Consider the following 23760-nt stretch of genomic DNA (forward strand, 5'->3'; position numbering starts at 1 on the left):
CCCATGCCCTCTCCCGACGCCGCCACCGACCGCCCCGCCACCACGCCCGCCACCCCACCCGGTGCGCGCTCGCGTGGCGCCGTGACGCTGGAGACCAAGTTCCAAGCGCCCGCACCAGTGGCCTCGCAGGTGGCGCGCGAGGGCCTGTGCGACGCGATCGCCCAGGGTGCAGGCCAGCTGGTGCTGGTGCGCGCGCCGGCCGGCTTTGGCAAGACCACGGCCATGGTGCAGGCACGCGAGCGCTTGGAGCGCGAGGGCGTGGCCACCGTGTGGCTCACGCTGGACCGCGCCGACAACGACGCCTCGCGCTTCCTGAGCGGGCTCGACGAAGCGGTGGCACGCTTGGGTCTGCTGGACCCGCAGGACACCGGCGGGCGCGACGCGGTGCAGGCGCTGGCGCAGGCCGAGGCGCCGTTCGCCCTCTTCCTCGACGAGTTCGAGACCGTGCACGAAGCCGCCGTGCTGGGCCTGGTGCGCGAGATCGCCGAACACCTGCCGCGCCGGGGCCGTCTCATCATTGGCTCGCGCAGCCTGCCGCCGCTGGGCCTGGCGCGGCTGCGCGTGCGCGGCCAGCTGATCGAGATCGACGCCGAGCGCCTGCGCTTCTCGCTGCAGGACGCAGACACCTTCTTCGCCCAGCGCCGCGCCCACGTGCTCAACGCCGACCAGCTGTTTCGCCTGCACCAGAAAACCGAGGGATGGATCGCCGCGCTGTGGCTGGCCTCGATGGCACTGGACCGCAGCGGCGACGCGGCCGATTTCGTGGAACGCTTCTCGGGCTCGGACCGCGCCGTGGCCGACTACCTGGCCGAAGAGGTGCTCGCGCGCCAGCCCGCGCCGATCCGCCAGTTTCTGCTGCGCACCAGCCTGCTGCGCCAGCTCGACGCCTCGGTGTGCGCCGCGCTCAACCCCTGGACCGACTGCGCGACCCTGCTCGAACAGCTCGACGCCGACCACCTCTTTCTCACGCCGGTGGCGGGCGAGCAGCGCACCTGGCGCTACCACAGCCTGTTCGCCGACTACCTGCGCGCCCAGCTCGAACGCGAGCGGCCCGACGAGGTGGCGCGCCTGCACCTGGCGGCCTCGGGCTGGTACGAGTCGCGGGAGCGGCCGGTGCCGGCGATCGATCACGCCATCGAGGGCGGCGATTTCCCGCACGCCATGGAGCTGCTCGACGCGAACGCCGAAGCCTTCCTGGAGCAGGGCCGCATGCGCCTGCTGGCGCGCTGGTTCACCACCCTGCCCCCAGCCCAGCTGCGCCTGCACCCGGGGCTGCAGATGATCGCGGTGTGGGCGACCTGCTTCACGCGCGGGCCGTGGGAAGCCATGGACATGCTGGAGCGCAGCGGCGCCGACGCCAGCGACGACCCGCACCTGCGCGCGCACGCAGCCGGCCTGCGCCCGATGCTGCTGGCCATGCAGGACCGCAACGAAGAGGCGCTGGCCAACGGCCGCGAATCGCTGCGACGCCTGCCCACCGGCAACCACTTCGCCGACAGCACCCTGCTCAACGCGATGGCGCACATCACCGCGGTGGCGGGCCAGCCGCGCGAGGCGCAGCAGCTGCTCGACGCGGCGCGGCGCGAACAGGGCGGCAGCACCTTCAACCGCATGTACAACGAATCCACCGAGGGCCTGCTCGATCTGCAGCAGGGCCGGCTGCGCCAGGCCACGGCGCGTTTCCGCCTCGCGGTGGACGCCACGCACGCGGTGAACTACCACCACACCCACGGCAACGCCTGGGCCGGCGTGTTCTACACCAGCGTGGTCTACGAGGCCAACCAGATCGCGCAGGCCGACCACCTGCTCAACGTGTACCTGCCGCTGGCGCGCGACGTGGGCCTGCCCGACCACATGATCGTGAGCCACGCGATGCGCTCGCGAATTGCCTTCATCAACGGCGACGTGGACGCGGCCTCGCTCGCGCTGACCGAGCTGGAGTACCTGGGCAACCAGCGCAAGCTGCCGCGTGTGGTGGCCGCGGCCAAGCTCGAACGCGCGCGCCTGCTGCTGCTGCAGGGCCACGGCGCGGCGGCGCACGACGAACTGGTGCGCGCCGACGACCCCACGCTGTGGGACCGCGAGCAGCACCAGCGCCTGCTGGCGCACGACATCGAATACATGGCGCTGGCGCGCCTGCGCTGGGACATCGTCTGCGGCGACGCGCTCGCCTGCCTGCCGCGGCTGGACGCGCAGATCCAGGCCGCGACCAAGGGCATGCGGCACCGCCGCCTGCTCGCGCTGCGCCTGCTGCGCGCGCTCGCCCTGCAGCGCACCGGCGACACACCGGGCGCGGTGGCGCAGGTGGGCGGCGCGCTGCAGTTCGCCTGCCAGGAGGGCTTCATGCGGCTGGTGCTCGACGAGGGCCCGGCCATCGGCGCGCTGGTGCAGCGCTACCAGGCCCTGCACGACAGCGGCCAGGCGCGCGACCCGCTGATGGGCGACTACCTGCAGCGCCTGCTGCAGGCCTTCGGCCCCCTGCCCTCGGACGCCGAGCCCACGGGCGATCTGCCCGGTGGCGCGCTGGAGCCGCTCACGCGCAAGGAAATCCGCGTGCTGGAACTGCTGGTGGAAGGCTATTCGAACAGCGCGATGGCCGAGAAGCTCTACGTGTCGGACAGCACGGTGCGCACCCACCTGCGCAACATCAACATGAAGCTGGGCGCGCACAGCCGCACGCAGGCGGTGGCCATCGCGCGCCGCCTCGGGCTCGTGACCTGAAGGCGCTCAGGCCGGTGGGCTGAACACCGGCGGGCGTTTGGCCAGCGCGGCGGCCACGGCCTCGCGCTGGTTGGGGCTGCCGATGAGCGCCTGCTGCTCGACGGATTCGGCGCGCAGCAGGCTTGCCGCATCGGCGTCCGGGGAGGCCTTCAGCAGGCGCTTGGCCGCGCGCACCGCATCGGGGTTGCGCTGCGCCACATCCCGCGCGAACTCGCGCGCTCGCGCCAGCGGGTCGGCCGCCAGCAAAGTGGCCAGGCCGATGCGGCAGGCTTCTTCGCCACCGAGCACGCGTGCGCTGTAGATCAGCTCGCGGGCCACGTCGGCGCGCACCAGTTCGCGCAGCAGCGCCATGCCGGCCATGTCGGGCACCAGGCCCCATTGCATCTCCAGCACGGAGAGGCGCGCATCGGGTGCGACGCAGCGGATGTCCGCCCCCAGTGCGAGCTGCAGGCCGCCGCCAAAGGCCACGCCGTGCACCGCGGCCACCACCGGCACCGTGAGTTCGTGCCATTGCCAGGCCACCTGCTGCGCGCGGTTGGCCAGGCCGTGCGTGCGCGTGACCAGATCGGCCAGGTCGTCGCCCACGCTCTGGCCCTGGGCCATGCGGCCGAAGCTGGCCATGTCGAGCCCGGCGCAGAAGGCGCGGCCTTCGCCGTGCAGCACCACGGCGCGCAGGTCGCTGGCCTGGCGCAGGTGTTCACCGGCGAGCAGCAGACCGTCGAACATGGCGGCGTCGAGCGCGTTCATCTTGTCGGCACGGCTGAGGCAGACCTCGGCCACGCCGTCGCTGCCCAGGCGCACCGCCACGCGGTCAGCAAAACGCTGCTCAGACATCGCGCTGCTGCTTGTCGGCGGCGTTGCGGCGCTGGATGTTCGTGCGCGCGCGCTGCCAGTCGTCGTCGGTCCAGCTGGCCAGGCTGGCGAAGTTGCCGCCCGTGGCCTGGTATTGGCCACCGTCGATGGCGATGGTCTGGCCGGTGAGGTACTCGGAGCCCGGTCCCATGAGGAAAACCGCGAGGTTGGCGAGCTCGGGCATCTGGCCGTTGCGCCCCATCGGATTGCCTTCGACCTTGTGCTCGCCACCGCCGGGGTTCAGGCGCGCGCTCATGCCTTCGGTGGGGAACAGACCCGGCGCAATGGCGTTGAAGCGGATGCCGCGCCCGCCCCATTCCACCGCGAGCGACTGCGTCATGGCGTGCAGGCCGGCCTTGGACATGGCCGAGGGCACGGTGTAGGGCGAGCCGTTCCAGACCCAGGTGGTGAGGATGGAGACCACCGAGGCCTTGCGGCCCTCGGCCAGCCAGCGCTTGCCGCATTCCAGCGTGGTGTAGAAGCTGCCGCGAAAGACGATGTTGGCGATCGCATCGAAGGCGCGCGCCGACAGGTCTTCGGTGCGGCTGACGAAGTTGCCCGCCGCGTTGTTGATCAGGCCGGTGAGCGCGCCGCCGTCGGCCCAGATGGCGTCGAGCATGCCGAGGATGGCCGCGTCGTCGCGGATGTCGCACACCAGCGGCACCACGCGCCCGCCGCTCTGGGGGTGCGCGGCCATCAGCTCTTCTGCGGTCTGCTCGACCACCGGGCCGCGCCGCCCGCAGATGTAGACCGTGGCGCCGAGCATGAGCAGGGCTTCGCTCATGACGCGGCCCAGGCCGCTGCCACCACCGGTGACGAGGATGCGGCCACCTTTCAGCAGGCCGGGTTTGTAGATCAGGTCGTCGAGTGTCATGGCTTGTCTCCGTGGTGGTTGTCGTTCAGGTGTTGCGGTAGATCGGTGCGCGTTTTTCGAGGAAGGCTGCCATGCCCTCGCGGAAGTCGCCGCTCTGGGTGCACAGCACCTGCTGGCGGTCTTCCATCGCGATCACTGCCTCCAGGCCGCCGGCGTCGATCGCGTGGCCCAGGCCTTCCTTGGTCAGGCGCAGGCCCAGCGGCGTGGTGCGCAGCATGTCGTCGGCGAGCGCCTGCGCCTCGGCCTGCAACTCGGCCAGCGGCGCGACCTGGCTGAACAGGCCCAGGCTGAGCGCGCGCTGCGCGTTCATGAAGCGGCCGGTGAGCAGGTATTCGGCGGCCACCGAGCTGCCCACCATGCGCGGCAGGAAGTAGCTCACGCCCATGTCGCAGCCGGTGAGGCCGATGCGGATGAAGCTGGCGTTCATGCGCGCATCGGGCGTGGCCAGGCGCACGTCGCAGGCCAGCGCGAGCGCGAAGCCGCCACCGCTGGCCGCACCCTGAATCACGCCGATGACGGGCTGCGGGCAGCGCCGCATGGCGATCATGATGTCGCGGATGCTGTGCTGCACGGCCATCATGGCCTCGGCGCCTATGTCTTCACCGGGCTCCTGCTCTTTCAGATCAAGCCCGGCGCAGAACTGCGCACCAGCGGCCTGGAGGATCACCACGCGCACATCAAGGCGGCGCTGCAGGCCCTGGAAGTACTCGCGCAGCGCGGTGGCCAGCGCTGGGTTGAGGGCGTTGAGCCGGTGCGGGCGGTTGAGCGTGACGCGCGCAATGCCGCCCGCCTCTTCGATCTGCAGGATGTTGTCTTCCGACATGGAGACTCCTTCGGGTGAATTCAGAGCGCGCGCGAGATCACTTCCTTCATGATCTCGCTGGTACCGCCGTAGATGCGCTGGATGCGAGCGTCGGTGTACATGCGCGCGATCAGGTATTCGTTCATGTAACCGTAGCCGCCAAACAACTGCACGCAGGCGTCCACCACGCGGCCCTGCGCCTCGGAGCCCCAGAGCTTGGCCATGGACGCGGTGGCGGTGTCGAGCCGGCCGGCCACCAGGTCTTCCACGCAGCGGTCCACGAAGGCGCGGCCCACGGTGATCTCGGTGGCGATCTCGGCCAGCTTGAAACGGGTGTTCTGGAAGTCGGCCACGGTCTGGCCGAAGGCCTTGCGCTCGCGCACGTAGTCCAGCGTGGCGTGGTAGGCGCCTTCCATGGCGGCGAGCGCGGTCACGCCGATGATCAGGCGCTCGTAAGGCAGGTCGGCCATGAGCTGGAAGAAGCCCTGCCCTTCGCGCCCGCCAAGCAGTTGCTCGGGGCCGACGGCCACGTCGTCGAAGAACAGCTCGGAGGTGTCCTGCGCCTTCAGGCCCATCTTGTCGAGCACCCGACCCACGCGGTAGCCGGGGCAGTCGGCGGTCTCGACGATGAAGATCGATGTGCCGCGTGCGCCCTGCGTGGGGTCGGTCTTCACCACCACCAGCACCAGGCCGGCGAGGAAGCCGTTGGAGATGAAGGTCTTCGAGCCGTTGATGACGTAGCCGTCGCCCTTGCGCTCGGCGCGCGCACGGATACCCTGCAGGTCGGAGCCTGTGCCGGGTTCGGTCATGGCGATCGCGCCCACGCACTCGCCGCTGATCATGCGCGGCAGGTAGCGCTGGCGCTGCTCGTCGGTGCCGTGGTTGAGCAGGTAGTGCGCCACGATGGTGTGTACCGAGGCGTTCATGCCGGTGAGGCTGCGGCGCGCCATCTCTTCGTAGAACACCGCCTCGTGGCGGAAGTCGCCACCCGCGCCGCCCCATTGTTCGGGGATGTCGGTGCACAGCAAGCCGGTCTGGCCGGCCTTGCGCCAGAGCTCGTGGCCCACGTGGCCACGGTGGCGCGCGGCCTCGTCGGCGGGTTGCATTTCTTCCTCGATGAAGCGCACCACGGTGTCGCGGTACTGGTCGAGGTCGGGGTCGCTCCAGGAGCGGCGGAATTGCAGGGCCATGGTGTTCCTGTTCGGTGGATGTGGGGCTCAGGCAGGGGCCAACACGGGCTGGCCCCAGCGCTGCAAGACGGCGTCGGCTGTGGCGGTGCTGCTGCTCACAGGTGCGCCCGGTGGCGTGCGCGCAAAGCGCGGCGCGGGCGCGGGCTGCAGCACACCCTCGAGCTCGCAGAAGGTCTGGCGCGCCTGGTTGTGCGGGTGCAGCGGCGCTTCGTCCCAGTCGAGCACCGGGGCGAAGCAGGCGTCGCTGCCTTCCAGCAGCTGGCACCACTCGTCGCGCGTGCGGGTGCGGAAGACCTCGGCCAGGCGCAGCTTGAGCAAGGGCCAGGCATCGCGGTCCATCTGGGCGTCAAAAGCGGGGTCGTCGGCGATGCCGCAGCGCTCGCGCAGCAGCGCGTAGAACTGCGGCTCGATCGCGCCCACGGCCACAAATCGGCCATCGGCGCAGGCGTAGGTGTCGTAGAAGAAGGCGCCACCGTCGAGCAGGTTCTCGCCGCGCTGGTTGTTCCACTGCCCGGCCGCCTTCATGCCGTACATCATGGCCGACATGAGGGCCGCTCCATCGGTCATGGCGGCGTCGACCACCTGGCCGCGGCCCGAGCGCGCCGCTTCGAACAAGGCGCTGAGCACGCCCAAGGCGAGCAGCATGGCGCCGCCGCCGAAATCGCCCACGTAGTTGAGCGGTGGCACGGGTGCCGAGCCCGAGCGGCCGATGGCGTGCAGCGCGCCGCTGATGGCGATGTAGTTGATGTCGTGCCCCGCCGCGTGCGACAGCGGGCCCTGCTGACCCCAGCCGGTCATGCGCCCGTAGACCAGCCGGGGCTGGCGCGCCAGGCACACGTCCGGCCCCAGGCCAAGGCGCTCCATCACGCCGGGGCGGTAGCCTTCGATCAGCGCGTCGGCGTGCTCCACCAGCGCGAGCACCTGCTGCACCGAGGCCGGGTCGCGCAGGTCGAGGTGCAGCACGGTGCGACCGCGCGCGAGCACGTCGTTCGGATCGTGCGCCGTGCCGGGGCGCGCCACCCGGACGACCTCGGCGCCCAGGTCCGCCAACACCATGGCACAGAAGGGGCCCGGTCCGATGCCCGCCATTTCAACGATCCTGAGTCCCGCAAGAGGTCCAGCCATGTTCGTGATCCCGAGTCGGCACCGACCAGTGCCCTATCGGACCATCTTGCCGGCCGGGGGACAGCTTGGCATCGTCCAAATGGACGAACTCGGGGGAGAGGGAGGGTGGGGATCGACAATCCCCTAAGATCATGACGTCACAAGCAAGTCCGAAACCGACGCAAGTCATTGATGAAAAACGATTTTTCCAAAGGCGCTGTGAGCGCCCAAGGGCTTGAGCAGCACACCCCCATGATGCAGCAGTACTTCGGCCTGAAGGCCGGGTATCCGAACACGCTGCTGTTCTACCGCATGGGTGATTTCTACGAGGTGTTCTTCGGCGACGCCGAGAAGGCCGCGCGCCTGCTCGACATCACCCTCACCCAGCGCGGCCAGTCGGGCGGCCAGCCGGTGGTGATGGCCGGCGTACCCTTTCATTCCGTCGACACGTATCTGGCACGCCTGATCAAGCTGGGCGAATCGGTGGCCATCTGCGAGCAGGTGGGCGACGTGGCCACGGCCAAAGGGCCGGTGGAACGCAAGGTGGTGCGCGTGGTCACGCCCGGCACCTTGACCGACAGCGAGCTGCTGTCCGACAAGACCGAGGCGGTGCTGATGGCCGTGCACCCCGGCGCGCGCACCGGCTGCGGCCTGGCCTGGATGTCGGTCACGCAGGGCATCGTGTTTCTCGCCCAGTGCGCCAGTGACGAACTCGCCGACTGGGTGGCGCGCGTCAACCCCGGTGAACTGCTCTACAGCGCCGACACGTCCACCGCGTTCGAGAAGACCGTGCAGGCCCTGGCCAGCCAGACCAACGGGCAACGCCTGGTCGCGGTGCTGCGCCCGGCCTGGGCGTTTGACGCGGGCCTGGGCCAGCGCAAGCTGCTGGAGCAGTTGCAGGCGGCGAGCCTCGCCGCCTGGGACGCGCAAGACCTGGGCGACGCCCACGCCGCCGCCTCCGCGCTGCTCAACTACGCCGAGCACACGCAGGGCCGCGCGCTCAGCCATGTGAAGAGCCTGCAGGTCGCGCGCAGCGGCGAGTTGATCGACCTGCCGCTGAACACCCGCCGCAACCTCGAACTCACGCTGACCCTGCGCGGCGAGACCAGTCCCACGCTGTTTTCCCTGCTCGATGTGTGCTGCACCGGCATGGGCAGCCGCGCGCTGCGCAGCTGGCTGCTGGAGCCCCGGCGCGACCGCGCGCAGGCGCGCGCCCGGCAGGCGGCCATCGGCACCCTGCGCGGCGGCCTGTGGCAAAGCCTGCGCGCCTCCCTCAAGGGCGCCAGCGACGTGGAGCGCATCACCGCTCGCACCGCCCTGCGTCAGGTGAAGCCACGCGAGCTGGTGGGTCTGGGCCAGACCTTGGAACGCGCAAAGCAACTGGCGAATCAGCTGGGGGCGCATGAGGCCGGGGGCCTGCTGCACGGCATCGGCCAGCACCTCACGCCCCCCGAGGGTTGCGCGGAGCTGCTGCGCGCCGCCCTGCTCGCGGAGCCGGCCGCCCTGATCCGGGACGGTGGCGTGATCGCCGACGGCTTCGATGCCGACCTGGACGAGCTGCGCGCGATCCAGAACAACTGCGACAGTTTCCTGATCGAGCTGGAGCAGCGCGAGCGCGCGCGCACCGGCATCACCAACCTGCGCGTGCAGTTCAACAAGGTGCACGGTTTCTACATCGAGGTCACGCAGGGCCAGGCGTCCAAGGTGCCCGACGACTACCGCCGCCGCCAGACGCTGAAGAACGCCGAGCGTTTCATCACACCCGAACTCAAGGCGTTTGAAGACAAGGCGCTGTCCGCGCAGGACCGGGCGCTGGCGCGCGAAAAGTGGCTGTACGACCACCTGCTCGACGAGTTGCAGGCCTGGATTGCCCCGCTCACGCAGCTGGCGCGCGCCATGGCCGCGCTCGATGCGCTGTGCGCGCTGGCCGAACGATCGCTCACGCTCAATTGGTGCGCGCCACAGTTCGTGCCCGAGCCTTGCATCGACATCCGCGGCGGGCGCCACCCGGTGGTGGAAGCGCGGCTCAACGAAACCAGCGGCGGCAGCTTCATCGCCAACGACACGGTGCTCGGACCCAAACAGCGCATGCAGGTCATCACCGGCCCCAACATGGGCGGCAAGAGCACCTACATGCGCCAGGTGGCCGTGATCGTGCTGCTCGCCAGCATGGGCAGCTTTGTGCCCGCGGTCTCCTGCCGGCTCGGCCCGATCGACGCCATCCACACCCGCATCGGCGCGGCCGACGACCTGGCCAACGCGCAGTCCACCTTCATGGTGGAGATGACCGAGGCCGCGCAGATCCTGCACGCCGCCACACCCGAGAGCCTGGTGCTGATGGACGAGATCGGCCGCGGCACCTCCACCTTCGACGGTCTGGCGCTGGCCGGCGGCATCGCCACCCACCTGCACGACAAGTCGCGCGCCTTCACGCTGTTTGCCACGCACTATTTCGAGCTCACCGAGTTCCCGGCCGGCCACCATGCGGCGGTGAACGTGCATGTGAGCGCGGTGGAAGCTGGCGGCAAGGCCGGCGGCATCGTGTTCCTGCACCAGATCGAGCCCGGTCCGGCCAGCCGCAGCTACGGCATCCAGGTGGCGCGGCTGGCCGGTGTTCCCGCCGGCGTGGTGCAGCACGCGCGGCACGCGCTGGCCGCGCTGGAGGCCCAGAGCGAGGAAAGCCGCAGCCAGGTCGACCTGTTTGCGCCACCACCTGCGACACTGGAGGCCGACGCCCACCCGCTGCAGACCGCACTGGAGCGCATCGACCCCGACACCCTGAGCCCGCGCGAAGCGCTGGAACAGCTCTACATCCTGAAAAAACTCATCGCTTCATCATGACTTACTGCGTCGCTGTCAAGCTCAACGCCGGCATGGTCTTCCTGTCCGACTCGCGCACCAACGCCGGCCTGGACCAGATCAGCACCTTCCGCAAAATGATCGTGTACGAAAAGCCGGGCGACCGCTTCATGTGCCTGCTCTCGGCGGGCAATCTGAGCGTCTCGCAGTCGGTGCGCGAGATCCTGCAGGTCGAGCAGCTGGAAGACGTGGACGGCGGCGAGCCGATCACGATCTGGAATGCCAGGAGCATGTTTGACGCGGCGCGCGTGCTGGGCGCCGCCGTGCGCCATGTGTACGAGCGCGACGGCGAGTCGTTGCAGCGCGCGGGCGTCGAATTCAACGTGTCGATGATCTTCGGTGGCCAGATCCAGGGCGAAGGCATGCGCCTGTTCCAGGTCTATTCGGCCGGCAACTTCATCGAAGCCACGTCCGAGACGCCGTTCTTCCAGGTCGGTGAGTCCAAGTACGGCAAGCCCGTGCTCGACCGCGTGATCGCCCCCGACACCCCGTTGGACGAGGCCGCCAAGTGCGTGCTGGTGTCCATGGACTCCACCCTCAAGTCCAACCTGTCGGTGGGCCTGCCGCTGGACCTGGTGGTGTACGAGGCCAACCAGTTGCAGTCCGACAAGATCACCTGCATCGACAACGACAACCCTTACTTCCGCATGCTGCACAACACCTGGGGCCAGAAGCTGCGCGAGGTGTTCGACAGCATCGAAGACCCGACCTGGGACGACGCCCACACCGATGTGCCGCTGCTGAGCACTGGTGCGCGCAACCAGCCGCTGAGGAAAATCAGCAATGCCAGGGAAAAGCTGATCTGAACAAGTTGCCCCCACGCTCCACCGCTGCGCGGGTCGCTGCCCCCCAAGGGGGCTGGCCCGCCTTGGGGCGGCCCGGCGGCGGTCCCTCTGTATGGCTGCGCTGAATCCATGTCACTGATCATCTTTTCGCACGCCAACAGCTTCCCCGCCAGCACCTACCGCGTCCTCTTCAAGTCCCTGCGCGCCCGCGGCCATGCGGTGCGGGCGATCGACAAGTTTGGACACGATCCGAAGTACCCCGTCACCAGCAACTGGCCGCACCTGGTGCAGCAGCTCGCCGACTTCGCCGCGCCCGAGATCGAGGCGCACGGCGGCGGCGCCTGGCTGGTGGGGCATTCGCTGGGTGGTTTCCTGAGCCTGATGTGCGCCGCGCGCCACCCCCAGCTGGGCGGACACGCGGTGCGGGGTGTGTTGCTGATCGACTCGCCCGTGCTCGGTGGCTGGCGCGCCCGCACGCTGGAGCTGATCAAACGCACCCAGCTGGTGGGATCGGTTTCTCCCGGCAAGGTGAGCCGCCGCCGGCGCCACACCTGGCCCGATGCCGACGCCGCGCTGGCTCATTTCGCCAGCAAAAAGGCCTTTGCTGCCTGGGAGCCGCAGGTGCTGCAGGATTACATCGCGCACGGCACACACGTTGAGACCGATGCGCACGGAGCACAGCACCGCACGCTGGACTTCACCCGCGAAGTGGAAACCGCGATCTACAACACCCTGCCCCACAACCTGGACCGGTTGCTGCGCCGCCACCCGCTGACCTGCCCGGTCGGCTTCATCGGCGGGACACGCTCGCTGGAGATGAAACAGGTCGGCATGGCCATGACCCACCGGCTGGTCGGCCGTGACCACCCCGAGCGCATGGCCATGATCGAAGGCAGCCACCTGTTCCCGATGGAGCAGCCGCTGGACACAGCCGCCGCCATCGACCAGGTTTTGGTCGCGCTGTCGGCTCCAACACGCCGCTGACGCCACCCAAGGGCCGATCCCAAGCATCTTGGGCCTTGAGCTCCGGTATAACTGCAAGGCACACAAATATTCCAATACATCAATATTGCAGCCGTGCTCCTGACACCTCTCTCACGCGAGAACTCGCTGCTGCGGCGGATCTGGTGGCGGTGCGTCAACTGGCAACCTGAACAACACAGCATGGCCACACGCCTGGTGGTGGCCCTGCTGATCACCGCCTTTGCGGCCTGGATCCGCGTGGCGCTGGCCCCGGCCGAATCGGGCGGTCGCTTCATCACCCTGGGCCTGGCGGCTGCGTTGTCCGCCCTGTACGGCGGCTTTCGGGTGGGCATGTTCAGCACCTTCGTGGGCATGCTGATCATCAACTACCTGCTGGTCAAACCCTATTTCAGCTTCGCGTTCGACGACCCGGTGGAGGCCTTCTGGCTCAACCTGTGGCACCTGATCACACAGCTGGTCGTGGTGGGTGCCATCGCTTTCATGCAGCAGCAAAACCAGCGCCTGCGGCAGGCCACCACCGAGATTCAACTCGGGGCCAAACAGCTGGAAGACACCTTCGAACACAGCTCCACCGGCATGGCGCACAGCCACATTGACGGGCGCTGGATGCGTGTCAACCAGACCTACTGCGACCTCATCGGCTACACCAAGGCGGAGCTCCAGTTGCTGAGCTACCGGGACTTCACCCACCCCGACGACCTGCAGCTCGACCAGGAACTGCTGGCGCGAACGCTCGAAGGCGAGCTCTCCAGCTACAACATCGAGAAGCGCTACATCCACAAGCTGGGCCACGCGGTCTGGGTGCACCTCACGCTGTCGCTGGTGCGCAAGTCCGATGGGCAACCCGACTACCTGATTGCCGTGGTGCAGGACATCACGGCATCCAAGGCCACCGAACTGGCCTTGCGCACCAGCGAACAACTGCTGCGCCAGGCGAATCAGATCGCGGGTGTGGCCAGCTGGCAGGCCGACGTGGCCACCCGCCGGTTCAGCACCTTGTCTGGATCGCACGAGGTGCTCGATCTGCCGTTTGCCGAGTTTGTGGACGACGAACTGCTGGCCCTCACGCACCCCGACGACCGCGCCATGGTCCTGAAGCAATGGGCACTGGCGGTCAAAGGCCTGGCGGACTACGACATCGAGTACCGCCTGATCATCCGCGGGGAACACCGGTGGTTCTCGGTGCGGGCCGAGTTCGATCGCGATGCGCAAGGCCGCGCGGTGCGCGCCCTGGGCGTCACCCAGGACATCACCGAGCGCAAGCACCACGACATGCAGATCCAGCAGCTCAACGCCTCGCTGGAGCAACGCATCGAAGAGCGCACGCGCGCGCTGAAAGCGGCCTACGACGAACTGGAGAGCTACTCCTACGCGGTGGCCCATGACCTGCGCTCACCGCTGCGCATCATCAACGGCTTCGCGCAGGCGCTGCGCGAGGACAACCCGGCATGGACCGGTGAGAGCCTGTCCCACCTGGAAAGGATCATGGGCGCGAGCAAGAAGATGGGCGAGCTCATCGACGGCCTGCTCACGCTCTCGCAGTTCTCGCGCGGCGACCTGCAGCGCAAGCCGGTCAACCTGAGCACCATCGCCACCCGCTTGCTGGAGGAATTTGCGAGCACCGATCCGCAACGCCAGGTACGCTGGGAGGTGGCACCCGGTCTCAACGCCATGGCCGACCCGCCTCTGGTGGAGGCACTCCTGCAGAACCTGCTGCACAACGCCTGGAAGTACACCGCGCAGACGCCCCAGGCCCACATCCGGGTCTACGCGCACATGGAAAAAGGTCAGACGCGTTTTTGCGTGAGCGACAACGGCGCGGGTTTCGACATGGCGCGGGCGAGCAAGCTGTTCCAGCCGTTCCAGCGCCTGCACATGCCGCACGAATTCGCGGGCCTGGGCATCGGGCTGGCCACGTCGCTGCGCATCGTGCAGCGCCACGGTGGCAGCATGGCCGCCACCGGTGAACCCGGCAAAGGCGCCACCTTCTGTTTCAGCCTCTACGCGCCTTTGGCCGTGTAGTCAACAAGCCCGCACCGCTGGCCGCGTGGTCAACGCGCCTCAGGCCACCCAGTCGACCCAGCCCATGGCCGCGGTCAGCAGGATCAGCACACCGAAGGCGATGCGGTACCAGGCGAACGGCGCAAAGGTGTGGCTGGCCACGAAGCGCAGCAACCAGCGCACACACACCCAGGCCGAGAGCCACGAGAAGAACAGCCCGACCGCGAACAGCGGGATGTCGGCCGTGCTCAGCAGGTCCCGGCTCTTGTAGAGGTCGTAGGCGGCAGCGCCAAAGAGCACGGGAATGGCCAGGAAGAAGCTGAACTCGGTGGCGGCCTTGCGGCTGAAGCCCAGCAGCATGCCGCCGATGATGGTGGCGCCCGAGCGGCTCACGCCGGGTACCAGTGCCGCGCACTGCACCAGGCCGACCTTGAGCGCATCGGTCCAGCGCACGTCGTCCACCGACTCGATGCGTGGCGCCACCCCCCGCGCCTGGCGGCGCTCGGCCCACAGGATCACCACCCCGCCCACGATGAAGCCCATGGCCACCACCAGCGGATTGAACAGCACGCTCTTGATGACGCCGATGAACAGGAAACCGAGCAAGGCGGCGGGGAAGAAGCCCACCAGCACGTTGAGCGTGAAACGCTGCGCCGCTTGCTCACGCGGCAAGCCCACCAGCGTCTCCCACAACTTGCCGGCGTAAAGCGAGACGATGGCCATCATCGCGCCGGTCTGGATCACCACTTCAAAGAGCTTGATCTTCTCGCCCGGCATGTTCAGCAGCGAGGCTGCCAGGATGAGGTGGCCGGTGGAGGACACCGGGATGAACTCGGTGAGGCCTTCCACCACGCCCATGATGGCGGCCTTGATCAACAACACAAAATCCATGGCAAAGGGTTCTCAGGTGGTGCGCGGGCCCACCGAGGGCCCGACGAGCAGGCCGGTATCGTACCTGCTGGCCGAGCATGCGCCGGGCGCGCTCACTCGTGGCGCAGGGCCTCGATCGGCAGCAGTTCCGAGGCCCGCTTGGCCGGGTAGAACCCGAAGAACACGCCCACCAGTGCCGAAAAGCCCGCCGCCAGCACGATCGAGTCGAGCGTCATGCTCACCTGCCAGCCCGCGAACTGAGCAGTAGCCCAGGTGGCGATGGCCCCCAGCAGCACGCCGACGGCCCCACCAATCAGGCTCAGCGTGACGGCTTCGATCAGGAACTGCGTGAGGATGTCGCGCCCACGCGCGCCCACCGCCATGCGCAGGCCGATCTCGCGGGTGCGCTCGGTCACGCTCACCAGCATGATGTTCATGATGCCGATGCCGCCCACGATCAAGCTCACGCCGGCCACGGCCGAGAGCAGCAGCGTCATGATGCGGCTCGATTCTTCCTGCGCCTGCAGGATCTCGGTGAGGTTGCGCACAGTGAAAGGGTCGTCGGCTCCTGGCTGCACGCGCTTGCGCTGGCGCAGCAGCTCCTTGATGCTCTCCTCGGCCACCTTCATGCTCTGGCCTTCGATCACCTTCACGTTGATCGAGCCCACACGCTTGAGGCGGCCACCACCACCGCCCTGGATGCGGTTGCGGTAGGTGGAGATGGGCACGATCACGGTGTCGTCCTGGTCCTGGCCCATCGAGTTCTGTCCCTTGCGCGCGAGCAGGCCCACCACCGTCACCGGCACGTTCTTGATGCGCATGGTCTGGTCCACCGGATCGAGGTCGCCGAAGAGTTCGCGCGCCACCGTCTGCCCGATGATGGCCACCTTGGCCGAGCCCTGGATTTCGGACGCCTCAAACTGCCGCCCGCTGGCCAGCGGCCAATCGCGCGCCACCAGGTAGTCGTTGTTGGTGCCAAACACCGTGCTCGCCCAGTTGGTGTTGCCGGCCACCAGTTGCGCGCTGGTGCGCGACGTGGGCGCGGCCACCTGCACTTCGGGTACCTCCAGCGCAATGGCCAATGCGTCGTCTTCCGTCAAGCCCTGCAAGGTCTGCGCACCCAGGCGCACGCCACCGGAGGTGACGCCGCCGGGGATCACCAGCATGATGTTGGAGCCCAGGCCCTTCATCTGTTCCTGCACGCGTTCGGTGGCGCCCGCGCCTATCGCGATCATGGTGATCACCGCGGCGACACCGATGATGATGCCCAGCATGGTGAGCATGGAGCGCAGGGCGTTCGATGCCAGGGCGCGCCAGGCGCTGCGCAGGGCGGCCATGAAATTCATGGTGCGACCTCCGGGGCCAAATGGCGCACGGGGGTCTGCCACACGTCTTCAACCATCAGGCCGTCGCGAAACACCAGCCGGCGCTTGGCCCAGGCCGCGATGTCGGCCTCGTGCGTGACCAGCACCACCGTGATGCCCTGCTCGTTGAGCTCGGTGAGCAGCCGCATGATGTCTTCGCTGGTGTGGGTGTCCAGCGCGCCGGTGGGCTCATCGGCCAGGATCAGCTGCGGCTGGTTGACCAGCGCACGCGCAATCGCCACGCGCTGCTGCTGCCCGCCCGAGAGCTCGGCCGGCGTGTGCCCGCTGCGCTCACCCAGGCCCACGCGCTGCAGCGCGGTCAGCGCGCGCTTCTGGCGTTCGGCCGACGGCACGCCGGCATACACCATGGGCAGCTCCACGTTTTCGCGGGCGCTGGTGCGCGGCAGCAGATTGAATTGCTGAAACACGAAGCCGATGCGCCGGTTGCGCACGCTGGCGAGATCGTCGGGGGCAAGCGATTCGACCGGCTCACCTGCCAGGCTGTAGTGACCGCTGGTGGGGCGGTCCAGGCAGCCCAGGATGTTCATCAAGGTCGACTTGCCCGAGCCCGACGCGCCCATGATGGCCACGAACTCACCCACCTCGACGCTGAGCGACACACCATCCAGCGCATGCACTGTCTGATCGCCCATGGTGTAGGTCTTGACCAGGTCGTGCGCTTCGATGAGGGTTTGAGTCGTCATGGTCAGAACGCCATGCGCGGGCCGGCCTGCCGGGCCGGGGTGGTGGCCGAGGCAGCAGCGCCGCCCGTCACTCCGGTCACCACGGTGGCGCCTTCAGCCAGTTCTGCCGCGTTCGGCGAATCGGGTCGCACCAGCAGCTCGGTGGCGGTGCCGTCGCTCACACCCAGGCGCACATCAAAGGCCTTGGGCTGGCCCTGGGGGTCAAGCAGGTAGATGCGTCCGCGCTGCGGTGCACCACGACCCGAACCCCCTGGACGGCCCTGCCCGGCCACACGTGGCGCACGATTGGCAGCACCGTTCGCGGCGCCATTCGCCGTGCCGTTGGCCGCCTGCGGCGCACCCGCGCTGGCGGGCGCATCGGCCGGGCCTGCGGGCACCGCTGCGGGCTCCACGCCCTCAATGCGCACGCGCAGCGCCGCGTTCGGCACCTTCAGCACAGACTCGCGCGACTCCGTGACCACGCGCACGTTGGCCGTCATGCCCGGCAGCAGGCGCCCGGACGTGTTGGCAAAGCCCACCACCGCCACATAGGTCACCACGTTGGACACGTTGGTGGCGGCCTTGCGCACCTGTCGCACCTGGCCTTCAAACGTCTGACCCGGGAAAGCGTCCACCGTGAAGCTGGCTTTCAGGCCCGGCTGGATGCGGCCCACGTCGGCCTCGTCGATGCTGGCGTCCACCTGCATGTCGGAGAGGTTCTGCGCGATCACGAAGAGTTCGGGCGCCTGCAGGCTGGCGGCCACGGTCTGTCCCTTTTCCACGGTGCGCTTGATCACGATGCCGTCCACCGGCGAGGTGATGCGTGTGCGCGAAAGGTCGATGCGCGCCTGCGCCTGCGCCGCTTCGCGCTGCGCCACGTTGGCCTGCGCGCCCTTGATCTGCGCCTCGCTCACGCCCACCAGCGCCTGCACCGCCTTGAGCGATTCCTGGGCCGAGGTGAGCACGGCGCGCGTGCGGTCGGCCTCGCTCTGGGCAATGAAGCCCTGCGCGACCAGGCTCACGTTGCGCTCGTGGGTGCGCTGCGCTTCAGCCAGATCGGACTGCGCGCGCGACACATTGGCCCGGCTCGACGCCGAATTGGCCACCGCGATCTGCACCGCTGCACGAGCGGCGTCCACGTCGGCCTGCGAGGAGCGCAAGCGGTACTCAAAGGTCTGTGGGTCGATCTCGGCGATGAGCTGGCCGGCCTTGACCTCGGTGTTGAAGTCCACATAGACGGCACGCACCTGGCCCGAGACCTGGGTACCGACCGACACCTGCGTGACCGGGTTGACCGTGCCGCTGGCCGAGACGCTGGCCTGCAGCGGCCCACGCTCGATCGTGGCGCTGCGGTACTGCACCGCCGACTGCGCGTTGCGCTGGTTCCACCACCAGGCGCCACCGGCCACCAGGGCCAGCACCACCGCACCCGAAATCCACGTCGTCTTTTTCATCGCCCCATTGTAGGAACGAGGGCTGATTTCTTCACCACCAGCGGGTATCGCCCGGGTTTCCCTTGGGTAAAGACGGCGACGAGCGCTGCGTTTCGCTCCCCGAAACCCGCATTTCGCACCACCCAGGCCCTGATCCGTCTCAAGCCGCTGTGCCTGGGGGTTGGCCATCGGCAGAGTCCGATCCACCCCACCCACCGGAGAGCACCATGCAACTCACCCCCCTCATCGCCATACACATGGCCGCCGCCCTCGCCGCGGTGGTGATCGGCCCGGTCGCGCTCTGGGCACGCCGCGGCCACGCCCACCAAGTCGCGGGCAGCCAACGCCCGCGCCTGCACCGCGCCGCCGGCTACGCCTGGGTCACCCTCATGCTGGTGACGGCGATCTCGGCCATCTTCATCAGCGACCCCGTGATGCCCAACATCGCCGGCTTCTCCGCCATCCACCTGTTGATTCCCGTGGTGCTGGGCATGCTGTTCCTCGCGTTCCGCTTCCTGCTGCGCGGCAACATCCGCGGCCACCGCCTGACCATGGTCTTGCTCTACATCGGCGGCTGCATCGGCGCCGGTGCATTTGCCCTGATGCCCGAGCGCTTCCTCGGCCAGTTGGTCTGGAACCAGTGGCTGGGCGTGATCCCCACCCACCACGCCTCACAGCCCACCGTGCCACCGGCGACCGAACACCTCGCCCTGCAACGCCAGCCTCGCTGAACCTGCTTGACCCGGAGACCGCCACCATGAACCCCCGCAAGACAACGCCCCTGCTCGCCGGCCTGCTGGCATCGTTGCTGAGCGCCACCGCCCACGCGGGCACCGGTCTGACCGAACTCCCGGGCCAGGGCAGTGATGGCCCCGTGACCGTGTACTACCCCACCGATGCCGACGACGTGCCCGTCTCGCGTGGACCGTTTCGCCTGCGGCTCGCGCCCGGCAGTGTGCCCGCCCGTGGCAACGGCCGCCTGGTCGTCATCTCGCACGGCTCGGGCGGTGCGCCCTGGGTCCATGCCGATCTGGCTCGCACGCTGGTCCAGGCCGGCTTCGTGGTGGCCATGCCCGAACACCAGGGGGACAACTACAAGAACACCCGCAACCCCGGCCCCGACAGCTGGAAGCTGCGGCCGGCCGAGGTGTCGCGCGCCATCGATACCGTCGCGCGCGACCCGCGCTTCGCCCCCCTGCTCGCGCTGGACAAGGTCGGCATGTACGGCATGTCGGCCGGCGGCCACACGGCGCTCAGCCTCGCGGGCGGTCGCTGGTCGCCAGCCCGCTTCAAGGCCCACTGCGAGGCCCACATCGCCGAGGACTTCCCGGCCTGCGTGGGCCTGTTCACGCGGCTCACCGGCGGCGTGCTCGACGGCGTGAAGAAGGCGGCAGCGGTGAACGTGATCGGCCAGCGCTTCGACGACGCGACCTGGCACACCCACCACGATCCGCGTGTGGCGGCGGTGGTGGCCGGTGTGCCCGCGTCGGCCGACTTCGACCCGGCTTCGCTCGCCACGCCGCGCGTCCCGCTGGGTCTGGTGACGGTCGGGCGCGACCGGTGGCTGACCCCGCGCTTTCACAGCGACCGCATCGCGCAGGCCTGCACACCGTGCGAGCGCATCGCCCACCTGCCAGACGCCGGCCATGGCGCGCTGCTGTCGCCGCCGGTCCCGCCGGAGGTGATGGGCGCCCTGGAGGCCGACCTGCTGGCCGACCCGCCGGGCTTCGACCGCGCCGTGCTGCCCGAGGTCGACCGCAGAATAGCCGCCTTTTTCCGCACCCACCTGAGCACCGCCCCATGAACACCCTCTCACCTAGAATGAAATCGACCACCATGAACACCCCCTTGTCTTCGCAAGAAATCGACAAACTCGCGCGCCGGCGCGCCGGCGCCAAACTCGGCTGGTACACGCACGCCGCGGTCTACGTGCTGGTCAACCTGGTGCTGCTGGGCCTGTCGGCCAACGGCTTTGGCACCCGCCCCTGGTCCGTGTTTCCGCTGCTGGGCTGGGGCCTGGGTCTGACGCTGCACGGGCTGTCCGTCTTTCTCATCGGCGCGGGTGGCGGCCTGCGCGAGCACCTGGTGCAGCAGGAACGCGAGCGCCTCCAGCGCCAACAAGGCAGGCCTTGAGAACCGCGCCCGCCATCAACTGGCTTGCCAAGCTGCGGCACTTCCTGCAAGTGATGGCCTTCGCCTTGATGGTCGCGACGCTGCAGTACGCCTTCATGCCCGAACGCCCCTACGGGCCGCCCCTGGTGTACTCACTGCTGATCGCCACCCTCACCTGGGCCGTGATCGACCTCGGGCGCGATCTGTTTCCCTCGGCCGCCGAAACCGGCTGGCCCAAGGGCTATGCGGGCCTGGCGCTGGTGCTGGCCGGCATCGTCATCGGCTACCTCGTGGGCACCACCCTTGCCGACGCGGTGTGTCGGTACTTCCAGTGGTACCCACCCGGCACGGGCCAGACCACGAGCGAGCTGCGCAGCTCCATCCTGATCACCGCGCTGGCCGGGGTCGTGGGCTCGTTCTACTTCTACGCCGTCAACAAGGGCGCCTACCTCCAGCGCAAGATGGCCGAGGCGCGTCATCAGGCCAACGAAGCGCGCCTGAAGCTGCTCGAATCGCAGCTCGAGCCGCACATGCTGTTCAACACCCTGGCCAACCTGCGCGCGCTGATCGGCACCGACCCCGCGCGCGCCACCGCCATGCTCGACCGGCTCAACGACTACCTGCGCGCCACCCTCACCGCCTCGCGCACCGACGCAGTGTCGGGCCGCCACACCCTGGCCGACGAATTCGCCCGCCTGCGCGACTACCTCGAGCTGATGGCCGTGCGCATGGGCCCGCGCCTGCGCTACACGCTGGAGCTGCCCGAAGCGCTGAGCGCGCAGCCGGTGCCACCGCTGCTGCTGCAACCGCTGGTGGAGAACTGCATACGCCACGGGCTGGAGCCCAGTCTGCAGGGCGGTGAAATTCGCGTGGTGGCGCGCCTGGGCGCCGCCGGGCTGGAGCTGGAGGTGAGCGACACCGGCGTCGGCTGCGCGCCATCGCCCACGCCGGGCTTCGGCATCGCACAGGTGCGTGAACGCCTGGCCACCGCCTACCCCGTTGGCCAGGCCCGCATGGACTGGCACAGCCAGCCCGATGGCGGCACGCGCGCCCTGCTCACCCTGCCTTTGCAAACCGCATGAACGCCACCGCCCTGATCGCTGAAGACGAACCACTGCTGGCCCAGGCCCTGCAAGCCGAGCTGGCGCAGGCCTGGCCCGCGCTGGCTGTGGTGAAGGTGGTGGGCGACGGTGAGACCGCCGTGGCGCAGGCGCTGGCCCTGCGGCCCGACGTGATGTTTCTCGACATCCGCATGCCCGGGCAAAGCGGGCTGGACGCCGCCGCCGAGCTGGCCGAAGAATGGCCCGACGACCAGGCGTTTCCCGCACTGGTGTTCGTCACCGCCTATGACGCCTACGCCGTGCAGGCCTTCGAAGCCCAGGCGGTGGACTACCTGCTCAAACCCGTGCAGCCCGAACGCCTGCGGCTCACCGTGCAGCGCGTGCAAGCCTTGCTGGCGCAGCGGCGGCCCGCCACTGGCCCGCTGGACGCCACGCTGGAGCAACTGCGCAGTCTCATGACCTTGCCCGGCGCCCAGGCGCCCGTGGCACGCCTGCAGGTGATCCCGGCCAGCGTGGGGCAAACCATCCGCATGGTGCAGCTCACCGAGGTGCTCGCGTTCGAGGCGGCAGACAAATATGTGCGCGTGTTGCTGGCGCAAGGTGAGGTGCTCATCCGCACGCCGCTGAAAGAACTGATGCCCCAGCTGGACCCAGCCCTCTTCTGGCAGATCCACCGGGGCACCGTGGTGCGGGCCGACGCCATCGAGAGCGTCACCCGCAATGAAGCTGGGCGCCTGGGCCTGCGACTGCGCGCCCGGCCGGAGGCTTTTGGAGTGAGTCGGCTTTACGCGGACCGGTTTCGCGCGATGTGAGGCCGCTCAGCGGTGATCGCGGTCACCGCGACGGTCGTGGCCGCGATGACCATGACCACGGTGGCCGTGGCCATGGCGGCGGTCATCCCAACGCGGGCTGTGGCCCCAGTTGGAGCGGTAATACGGGCGCGGTTGCACGTAGATGGGTTGCGGATACACCATCACCGGATGCGGATAAACCGCGATGGGGCGGTGGTAGATCGGGCGGCGTTCTTCGTAGACCGGGTAACGCTCTTCGTAAACCGGATAACGGCTGCCGTACACAGGCGGGTAGTTGGACACACCCACGGCCACGCCCGGCGAGTGCACGCCGATTGACCAGGAGATGTTGTCGCGCGCCTGCGCTGGCGTGGCGACGGTGGACATGGCCCAGGCGCTGGCGGCCAGGGCGGCCAGTGTGAGGCCCCGGGCCAACGCCGAGGTGCGGGCCCAGTGGGCTTTGAGAGACAAGGTTTTCATGGCGGGCTCCTGAATTCGCGTGGGGCTGATGTCAGGGTTTTGGTTACCCTGTGCCTGCATTACAGACAATCACCCGCTTCGCTGTACCGCATGCCCCGTCAAAGTCGTTGCCAGACGTAACCCCATGAACCCACATTCCACTCCCGCAGACGTCCTCGAAGTGCTCGATTTCTGGTTCGGCGACGGCTTGCAGCTCGACTGGCCCTCCGAAGACCGCAACGAACGCTGGTTTGGCGGCGGCCCGGCGCAAGACGACGCCATCCGCCAGCGCTTTGGCGAACGGGTGGACACCGCGCTGGACGGCGGCCTCACCGACTGGGAAGCCGAGCCCCGCGCGCGGCTCGCGCTCATCGTGCTGCTCGACCAGCTCTCGCGCAACGTGCACCGCGGCCAGCGCCGCGCCTTTGACGGTGATGCCCGCGCGCAGCGCCTGAGCCGCCTCTCGCTCGCCGAGGGCATGGACGCCACGCTCACGCCGGCGGGCTGCGTGTTTCTCTACATGCCGCTCATGCACGCCGAAAACCTGGAACTGCAAGAGGAATGCGTGGCGCGATTCCAGCGGCTGGTGGACGCCAGCCCGGAGCCCCTGCGCGAGAAGCTCTCCAGCAACCTGCGCTTTGCCGTGGTGCACCGCGACATCGTGGCGAAATATGGGCGTTTCCCCTACCGCAACGCGGTGCTGGGGCGCACCTGCACGCCGGAGGAAGACGAGTTCCTGAAAGACGGTCCGCGCTTCGGCCAGTAGGAACTCCACTCCGTTCGGGCTGAGCCTGTCGAAGCCCACGCCCACATGG

Annotated in this window: 21 protein-coding genes; 11 read left to right on the forward strand and 10 right to left on the reverse strand. The window is 68.7% G+C overall.

The annotated features are described in order from the left end of the window. Positions 1-3 precede the first annotated feature (3 nt). Complete coding sequence (locus IV113_RS03850; protein ID WP_291080973.1) at positions 4-2721, forward strand: LuxR C-terminal-related transcriptional regulator; 2718 nt, start codon at positions 4-6, stop codon at positions 2719-2721. Between the two features lie 6 nt (positions 2722-2727). Here the strand turns inward: IV113_RS03850 and IV113_RS03855 are convergent, their stop codons facing one another. Genes IV113_RS03855 through IV113_RS03875 form a run of 5 tightly spaced genes read right to left on the reverse strand, consistent with a single transcriptional unit; the run spans position 2728 to position 7564 of the window. Beyond that, a complete protein-coding gene (locus IV113_RS03855; protein ID WP_291080975.1) occupies positions 2728-3555 on the reverse strand; it encodes a crotonase/enoyl-CoA hydratase family protein in 828 nt (275 codons plus the stop codon). Continuing rightward, on the reverse strand, positions 3548-4447 hold the full coding sequence (locus IV113_RS03860) for an SDR family oxidoreductase (protein ID WP_291080977.1): 900 nt from the start codon (positions 4445-4447) through the stop codon (positions 3548-3550). Before IV113_RS03860 ends, IV113_RS03855 begins: the two co-directional genes overlap by 8 nt. A 25-nt stretch (positions 4448-4472) precedes the next feature. Continuing rightward, positions 4473-5270 carry an enoyl-CoA hydratase-related protein gene (locus IV113_RS03865; protein WP_291080979.1) on the reverse strand — a complete coding sequence of 266 codons (798 nt, stop codon included), beginning with the start codon at positions 5268-5270 and terminating at the stop codon, positions 4473-4475. A 20-nt stretch (positions 5271-5290) separates the two neighbouring features. Next, entirely contained in the window at positions 5291-6439 is a 1149-nt protein-coding gene (locus IV113_RS03870) for an acyl-CoA dehydrogenase family protein (RefSeq protein ID WP_291080981.1), read from the reverse strand. Between the two features lie 27 nt (positions 6440-6466). Next, positions 6467-7564 (reverse strand): CaiB/BaiF CoA-transferase family protein, encoded by a 1098-nt coding sequence (locus IV113_RS03875; protein ID WP_291080983.1) that lies wholly within the window; start codon positions 7562-7564, stop codon positions 6467-6469. A 171-nt stretch (positions 7565-7735) separates the two neighbouring features. Between IV113_RS03875 and mutS the strand changes: the two genes are divergently transcribed. From mutS to IV113_RS03895, 4 genes are all read left to right on the forward strand, one after another. Further along, positions 7736-10384, forward strand: a complete 2649-nt coding sequence (mutS, locus tag IV113_RS03880) for a DNA mismatch repair protein MutS (RefSeq protein WP_291080985.1) — start codon at positions 7736-7738, stop codon at positions 10382-10384. Beyond that, positions 10381-11208, forward strand: coding sequence for a proteasome-type protease (locus IV113_RS03885; protein ID WP_291080987.1), 828 nt, complete (start codon positions 10381-10383; stop codon positions 11206-11208). Before mutS ends, IV113_RS03885 begins: the two co-directional genes overlap by 4 nt. 108 nt (positions 11209-11316) lie before the next feature. Continuing rightward, complete coding sequence (locus IV113_RS03890) at positions 11317-12171, forward strand: alpha/beta hydrolase (protein ID WP_291080990.1); 855 nt, start codon at positions 11317-11319, stop codon at positions 12169-12171. Positions 12172-12351: 180 nt separating this feature from the next. Then, complete coding sequence (locus tag IV113_RS03895; RefSeq protein ID WP_291080992.1) at positions 12352-14193, forward strand: PAS domain S-box protein; 1842 nt, start codon at positions 12352-12354, stop codon at positions 14191-14193. 39 nt (positions 14194-14232) lie between these two features. On the opposite strand, the gene IV113_RS03900 is transcribed toward IV113_RS03895, so the two are convergent. The 4 genes from IV113_RS03900 to IV113_RS03915 form a co-directional block, all read right to left on the reverse strand. Then, positions 14233-15063 (reverse strand): undecaprenyl-diphosphate phosphatase, encoded by an 831-nt coding sequence (locus IV113_RS03900; protein WP_291080993.1) that lies wholly within the window; start codon positions 15061-15063, stop codon positions 14233-14235. Positions 15064-15155: 92 nt separating this feature from the next. Beyond that, positions 15156-16388, reverse strand: coding sequence for an ABC transporter permease (locus IV113_RS03905; RefSeq protein WP_291080995.1), 1233 nt, complete (start codon positions 16386-16388; stop codon positions 15156-15158). Next, positions 16385-17110, reverse strand: a complete 726-nt coding sequence (locus IV113_RS03910; protein ID WP_363318575.1) for an ABC transporter ATP-binding protein — start codon at positions 17108-17110, stop codon at positions 16385-16387. The genes IV113_RS03905 and IV113_RS03910 overlap by 4 nt, the downstream gene beginning before the upstream one ends. A 2-nt stretch (positions 17111-17112) precedes the next feature. Beyond that, positions 17113-18543, reverse strand: a complete 1431-nt coding sequence (locus tag IV113_RS03915) for an efflux RND transporter periplasmic adaptor subunit (RefSeq protein WP_291080997.1) — start codon at positions 18541-18543, stop codon at positions 17113-17115. Positions 18544-18749: 206 nt separating this feature from the next. Between IV113_RS03915 and IV113_RS03920 the strand changes: the two genes are divergently transcribed. The 5 genes from IV113_RS03920 to IV113_RS03940 are packed head-to-tail and all read left to right on the forward strand — an operon-like array spanning position 18750 to position 22507. Further along, positions 18750-19253, forward strand: a complete 504-nt coding sequence (locus IV113_RS03920; RefSeq protein WP_363318576.1) for a DUF2306 domain-containing protein — start codon at positions 18750-18752, stop codon at positions 19251-19253. Positions 19254-19279: 26 nt separating this feature from the next. Beyond that, the gene (locus tag IV113_RS03925; protein WP_291080999.1) at positions 19280-20326 is read left to right on the forward strand and encodes a dienelactone hydrolase; all 1047 of its coding nucleotides are present in this window, start codon (positions 19280-19282) and stop codon (positions 20324-20326) included. Positions 20327-20358: 32 nt separating this feature from the next. Further along, a complete protein-coding gene (locus IV113_RS03930) occupies positions 20359-20655 on the forward strand; it encodes a 2TM domain-containing protein (RefSeq protein WP_291081183.1) in 297 nt (98 codons plus the stop codon). A 53-nt stretch (positions 20656-20708) separates the two neighbouring features. Continuing rightward, positions 20709-21716 carry a histidine kinase gene (locus tag IV113_RS03935; protein ID WP_291081185.1) on the forward strand — a complete coding sequence of 336 codons (1008 nt, stop codon included), beginning with the start codon at positions 20709-20711 and terminating at the stop codon, positions 21714-21716. Then, positions 21713-22507 carry a LytTR family DNA-binding domain-containing protein gene (locus tag IV113_RS03940; RefSeq protein WP_291081001.1) on the forward strand — a complete coding sequence of 265 codons (795 nt, stop codon included), beginning with the start codon at positions 21713-21715 and terminating at the stop codon, positions 22505-22507. Before IV113_RS03935 ends, IV113_RS03940 begins: the two co-directional genes overlap by 4 nt. A 6-nt stretch (positions 22508-22513) precedes the next feature. Here IV113_RS03940 and IV113_RS03945 read toward each other — a convergent pair whose 3' ends face one another. After that, positions 22514-22966 (reverse strand): hypothetical protein, encoded by a 453-nt coding sequence (locus IV113_RS03945; RefSeq protein ID WP_291081003.1) that lies wholly within the window; start codon positions 22964-22966, stop codon positions 22514-22516. Between the two features lie 124 nt (positions 22967-23090). Between IV113_RS03945 and IV113_RS03950 the strand changes: the two genes are divergently transcribed. Then, the gene (locus IV113_RS03950) at positions 23091-23711 is read left to right on the forward strand and encodes a DUF924 family protein (protein ID WP_291081005.1); all 621 of its coding nucleotides are present in this window, start codon (positions 23091-23093) and stop codon (positions 23709-23711) included. The last annotated feature ends 49 nt before the right edge of the window (positions 23712-23760 follow it).

Origin of the sequence: Hydrogenophaga sp., from assembly GCF_018780385.1 — a bacterium.
Classification (GTDB): domain Bacteria; phylum Pseudomonadota; class Gammaproteobacteria; order Burkholderiales; family Burkholderiaceae_C; genus Hydrogenophaga.

Excerpts from the sequence above, each read along its gene's own strand:
- IV113_RS03850 (WP_291080973.1), top strand. The coding sequence starts at position 4 with ATGCCCTCTCCCGACGCCGCCACCGACCGCCCCGCCACCACGCCCGCC.
- IV113_RS03855 (WP_291080975.1), bottom strand. The coding sequence starts at position 3,555 with ATGTCTGAGCAGCGTTTTGCTGACCGCGTGGCGGTGCGCCTGGGCAGC.
- IV113_RS03860 (WP_291080977.1), bottom strand. The coding sequence starts at position 4,447 with ATGACACTCGACGACCTGATCTACAAACCCGGCCTGCTGAAAGGTGGC.
- IV113_RS03865 (WP_291080979.1), bottom strand. The coding sequence starts at position 5,270 with ATGTCGGAAGACAACATCCTGCAGATCGAAGAGGCGGGCGGCATTGCG.
- IV113_RS03870 (WP_291080981.1), bottom strand. The coding sequence starts at position 6,439 with ATGGCCCTGCAATTCCGCCGCTCCTGGAGCGACCCCGACCTCGACCAG.
- IV113_RS03875 (WP_291080983.1), bottom strand. The coding sequence starts at position 7,564 with ATGGCTGGACCTCTTGCGGGACTCAGGATCGTTGAAATGGCGGGCATC.
- mutS (WP_291080985.1), top strand. The coding sequence starts at position 7,736 with ATGAAAAACGATTTTTCCAAAGGCGCTGTGAGCGCCCAAGGGCTTGAG.
- IV113_RS03885 (WP_291080987.1), top strand. The coding sequence starts at position 10,381 with ATGACTTACTGCGTCGCTGTCAAGCTCAACGCCGGCATGGTCTTCCTG.
- IV113_RS03890 (WP_291080990.1), top strand. The coding sequence starts at position 11,317 with ATGTCACTGATCATCTTTTCGCACGCCAACAGCTTCCCCGCCAGCACC.
- IV113_RS03895 (WP_291080992.1), top strand. The coding sequence starts at position 12,352 with ATGGCCACACGCCTGGTGGTGGCCCTGCTGATCACCGCCTTTGCGGCC.
- IV113_RS03900 (WP_291080993.1), bottom strand. The coding sequence starts at position 15,063 with ATGGATTTTGTGTTGTTGATCAAGGCCGCCATCATGGGCGTGGTGGAA.
- IV113_RS03905 (WP_291080995.1), bottom strand. The coding sequence starts at position 16,388 with ATGAATTTCATGGCCGCCCTGCGCAGCGCCTGGCGCGCCCTGGCATCG.
- IV113_RS03910 (WP_363318575.1), bottom strand. The coding sequence starts at position 17,110 with ATGACGACTCAAACCCTCATCGAAGCGCACGACCTGGTCAAGACCTAC.
- IV113_RS03915 (WP_291080997.1), bottom strand. The coding sequence starts at position 18,543 with ATGAAAAAGACGACGTGGATTTCGGGTGCGGTGGTGCTGGCCCTGGTG.
- IV113_RS03920 (WP_363318576.1), top strand. The coding sequence starts at position 18,750 with ATGCAACTCACCCCCCTCATCGCCATACACATGGCCGCCGCCCTCGCC.
- IV113_RS03925 (WP_291080999.1), top strand. The coding sequence starts at position 19,280 with ATGAACCCCCGCAAGACAACGCCCCTGCTCGCCGGCCTGCTGGCATCG.
- IV113_RS03930 (WP_291081183.1), top strand. The coding sequence starts at position 20,359 with ATGAACACCCCCTTGTCTTCGCAAGAAATCGACAAACTCGCGCGCCGG.
- IV113_RS03935 (WP_291081185.1), top strand. The coding sequence starts at position 20,709 with ATGGCCTTCGCCTTGATGGTCGCGACGCTGCAGTACGCCTTCATGCCC.
- IV113_RS03940 (WP_291081001.1), top strand. The coding sequence starts at position 21,713 with ATGAACGCCACCGCCCTGATCGCTGAAGACGAACCACTGCTGGCCCAG.
- IV113_RS03945 (WP_291081003.1), bottom strand. The coding sequence starts at position 22,966 with ATGAAAACCTTGTCTCTCAAAGCCCACTGGGCCCGCACCTCGGCGTTG.
- IV113_RS03950 (WP_291081005.1), top strand. The coding sequence starts at position 23,091 with ATGAACCCACATTCCACTCCCGCAGACGTCCTCGAAGTGCTCGATTTC.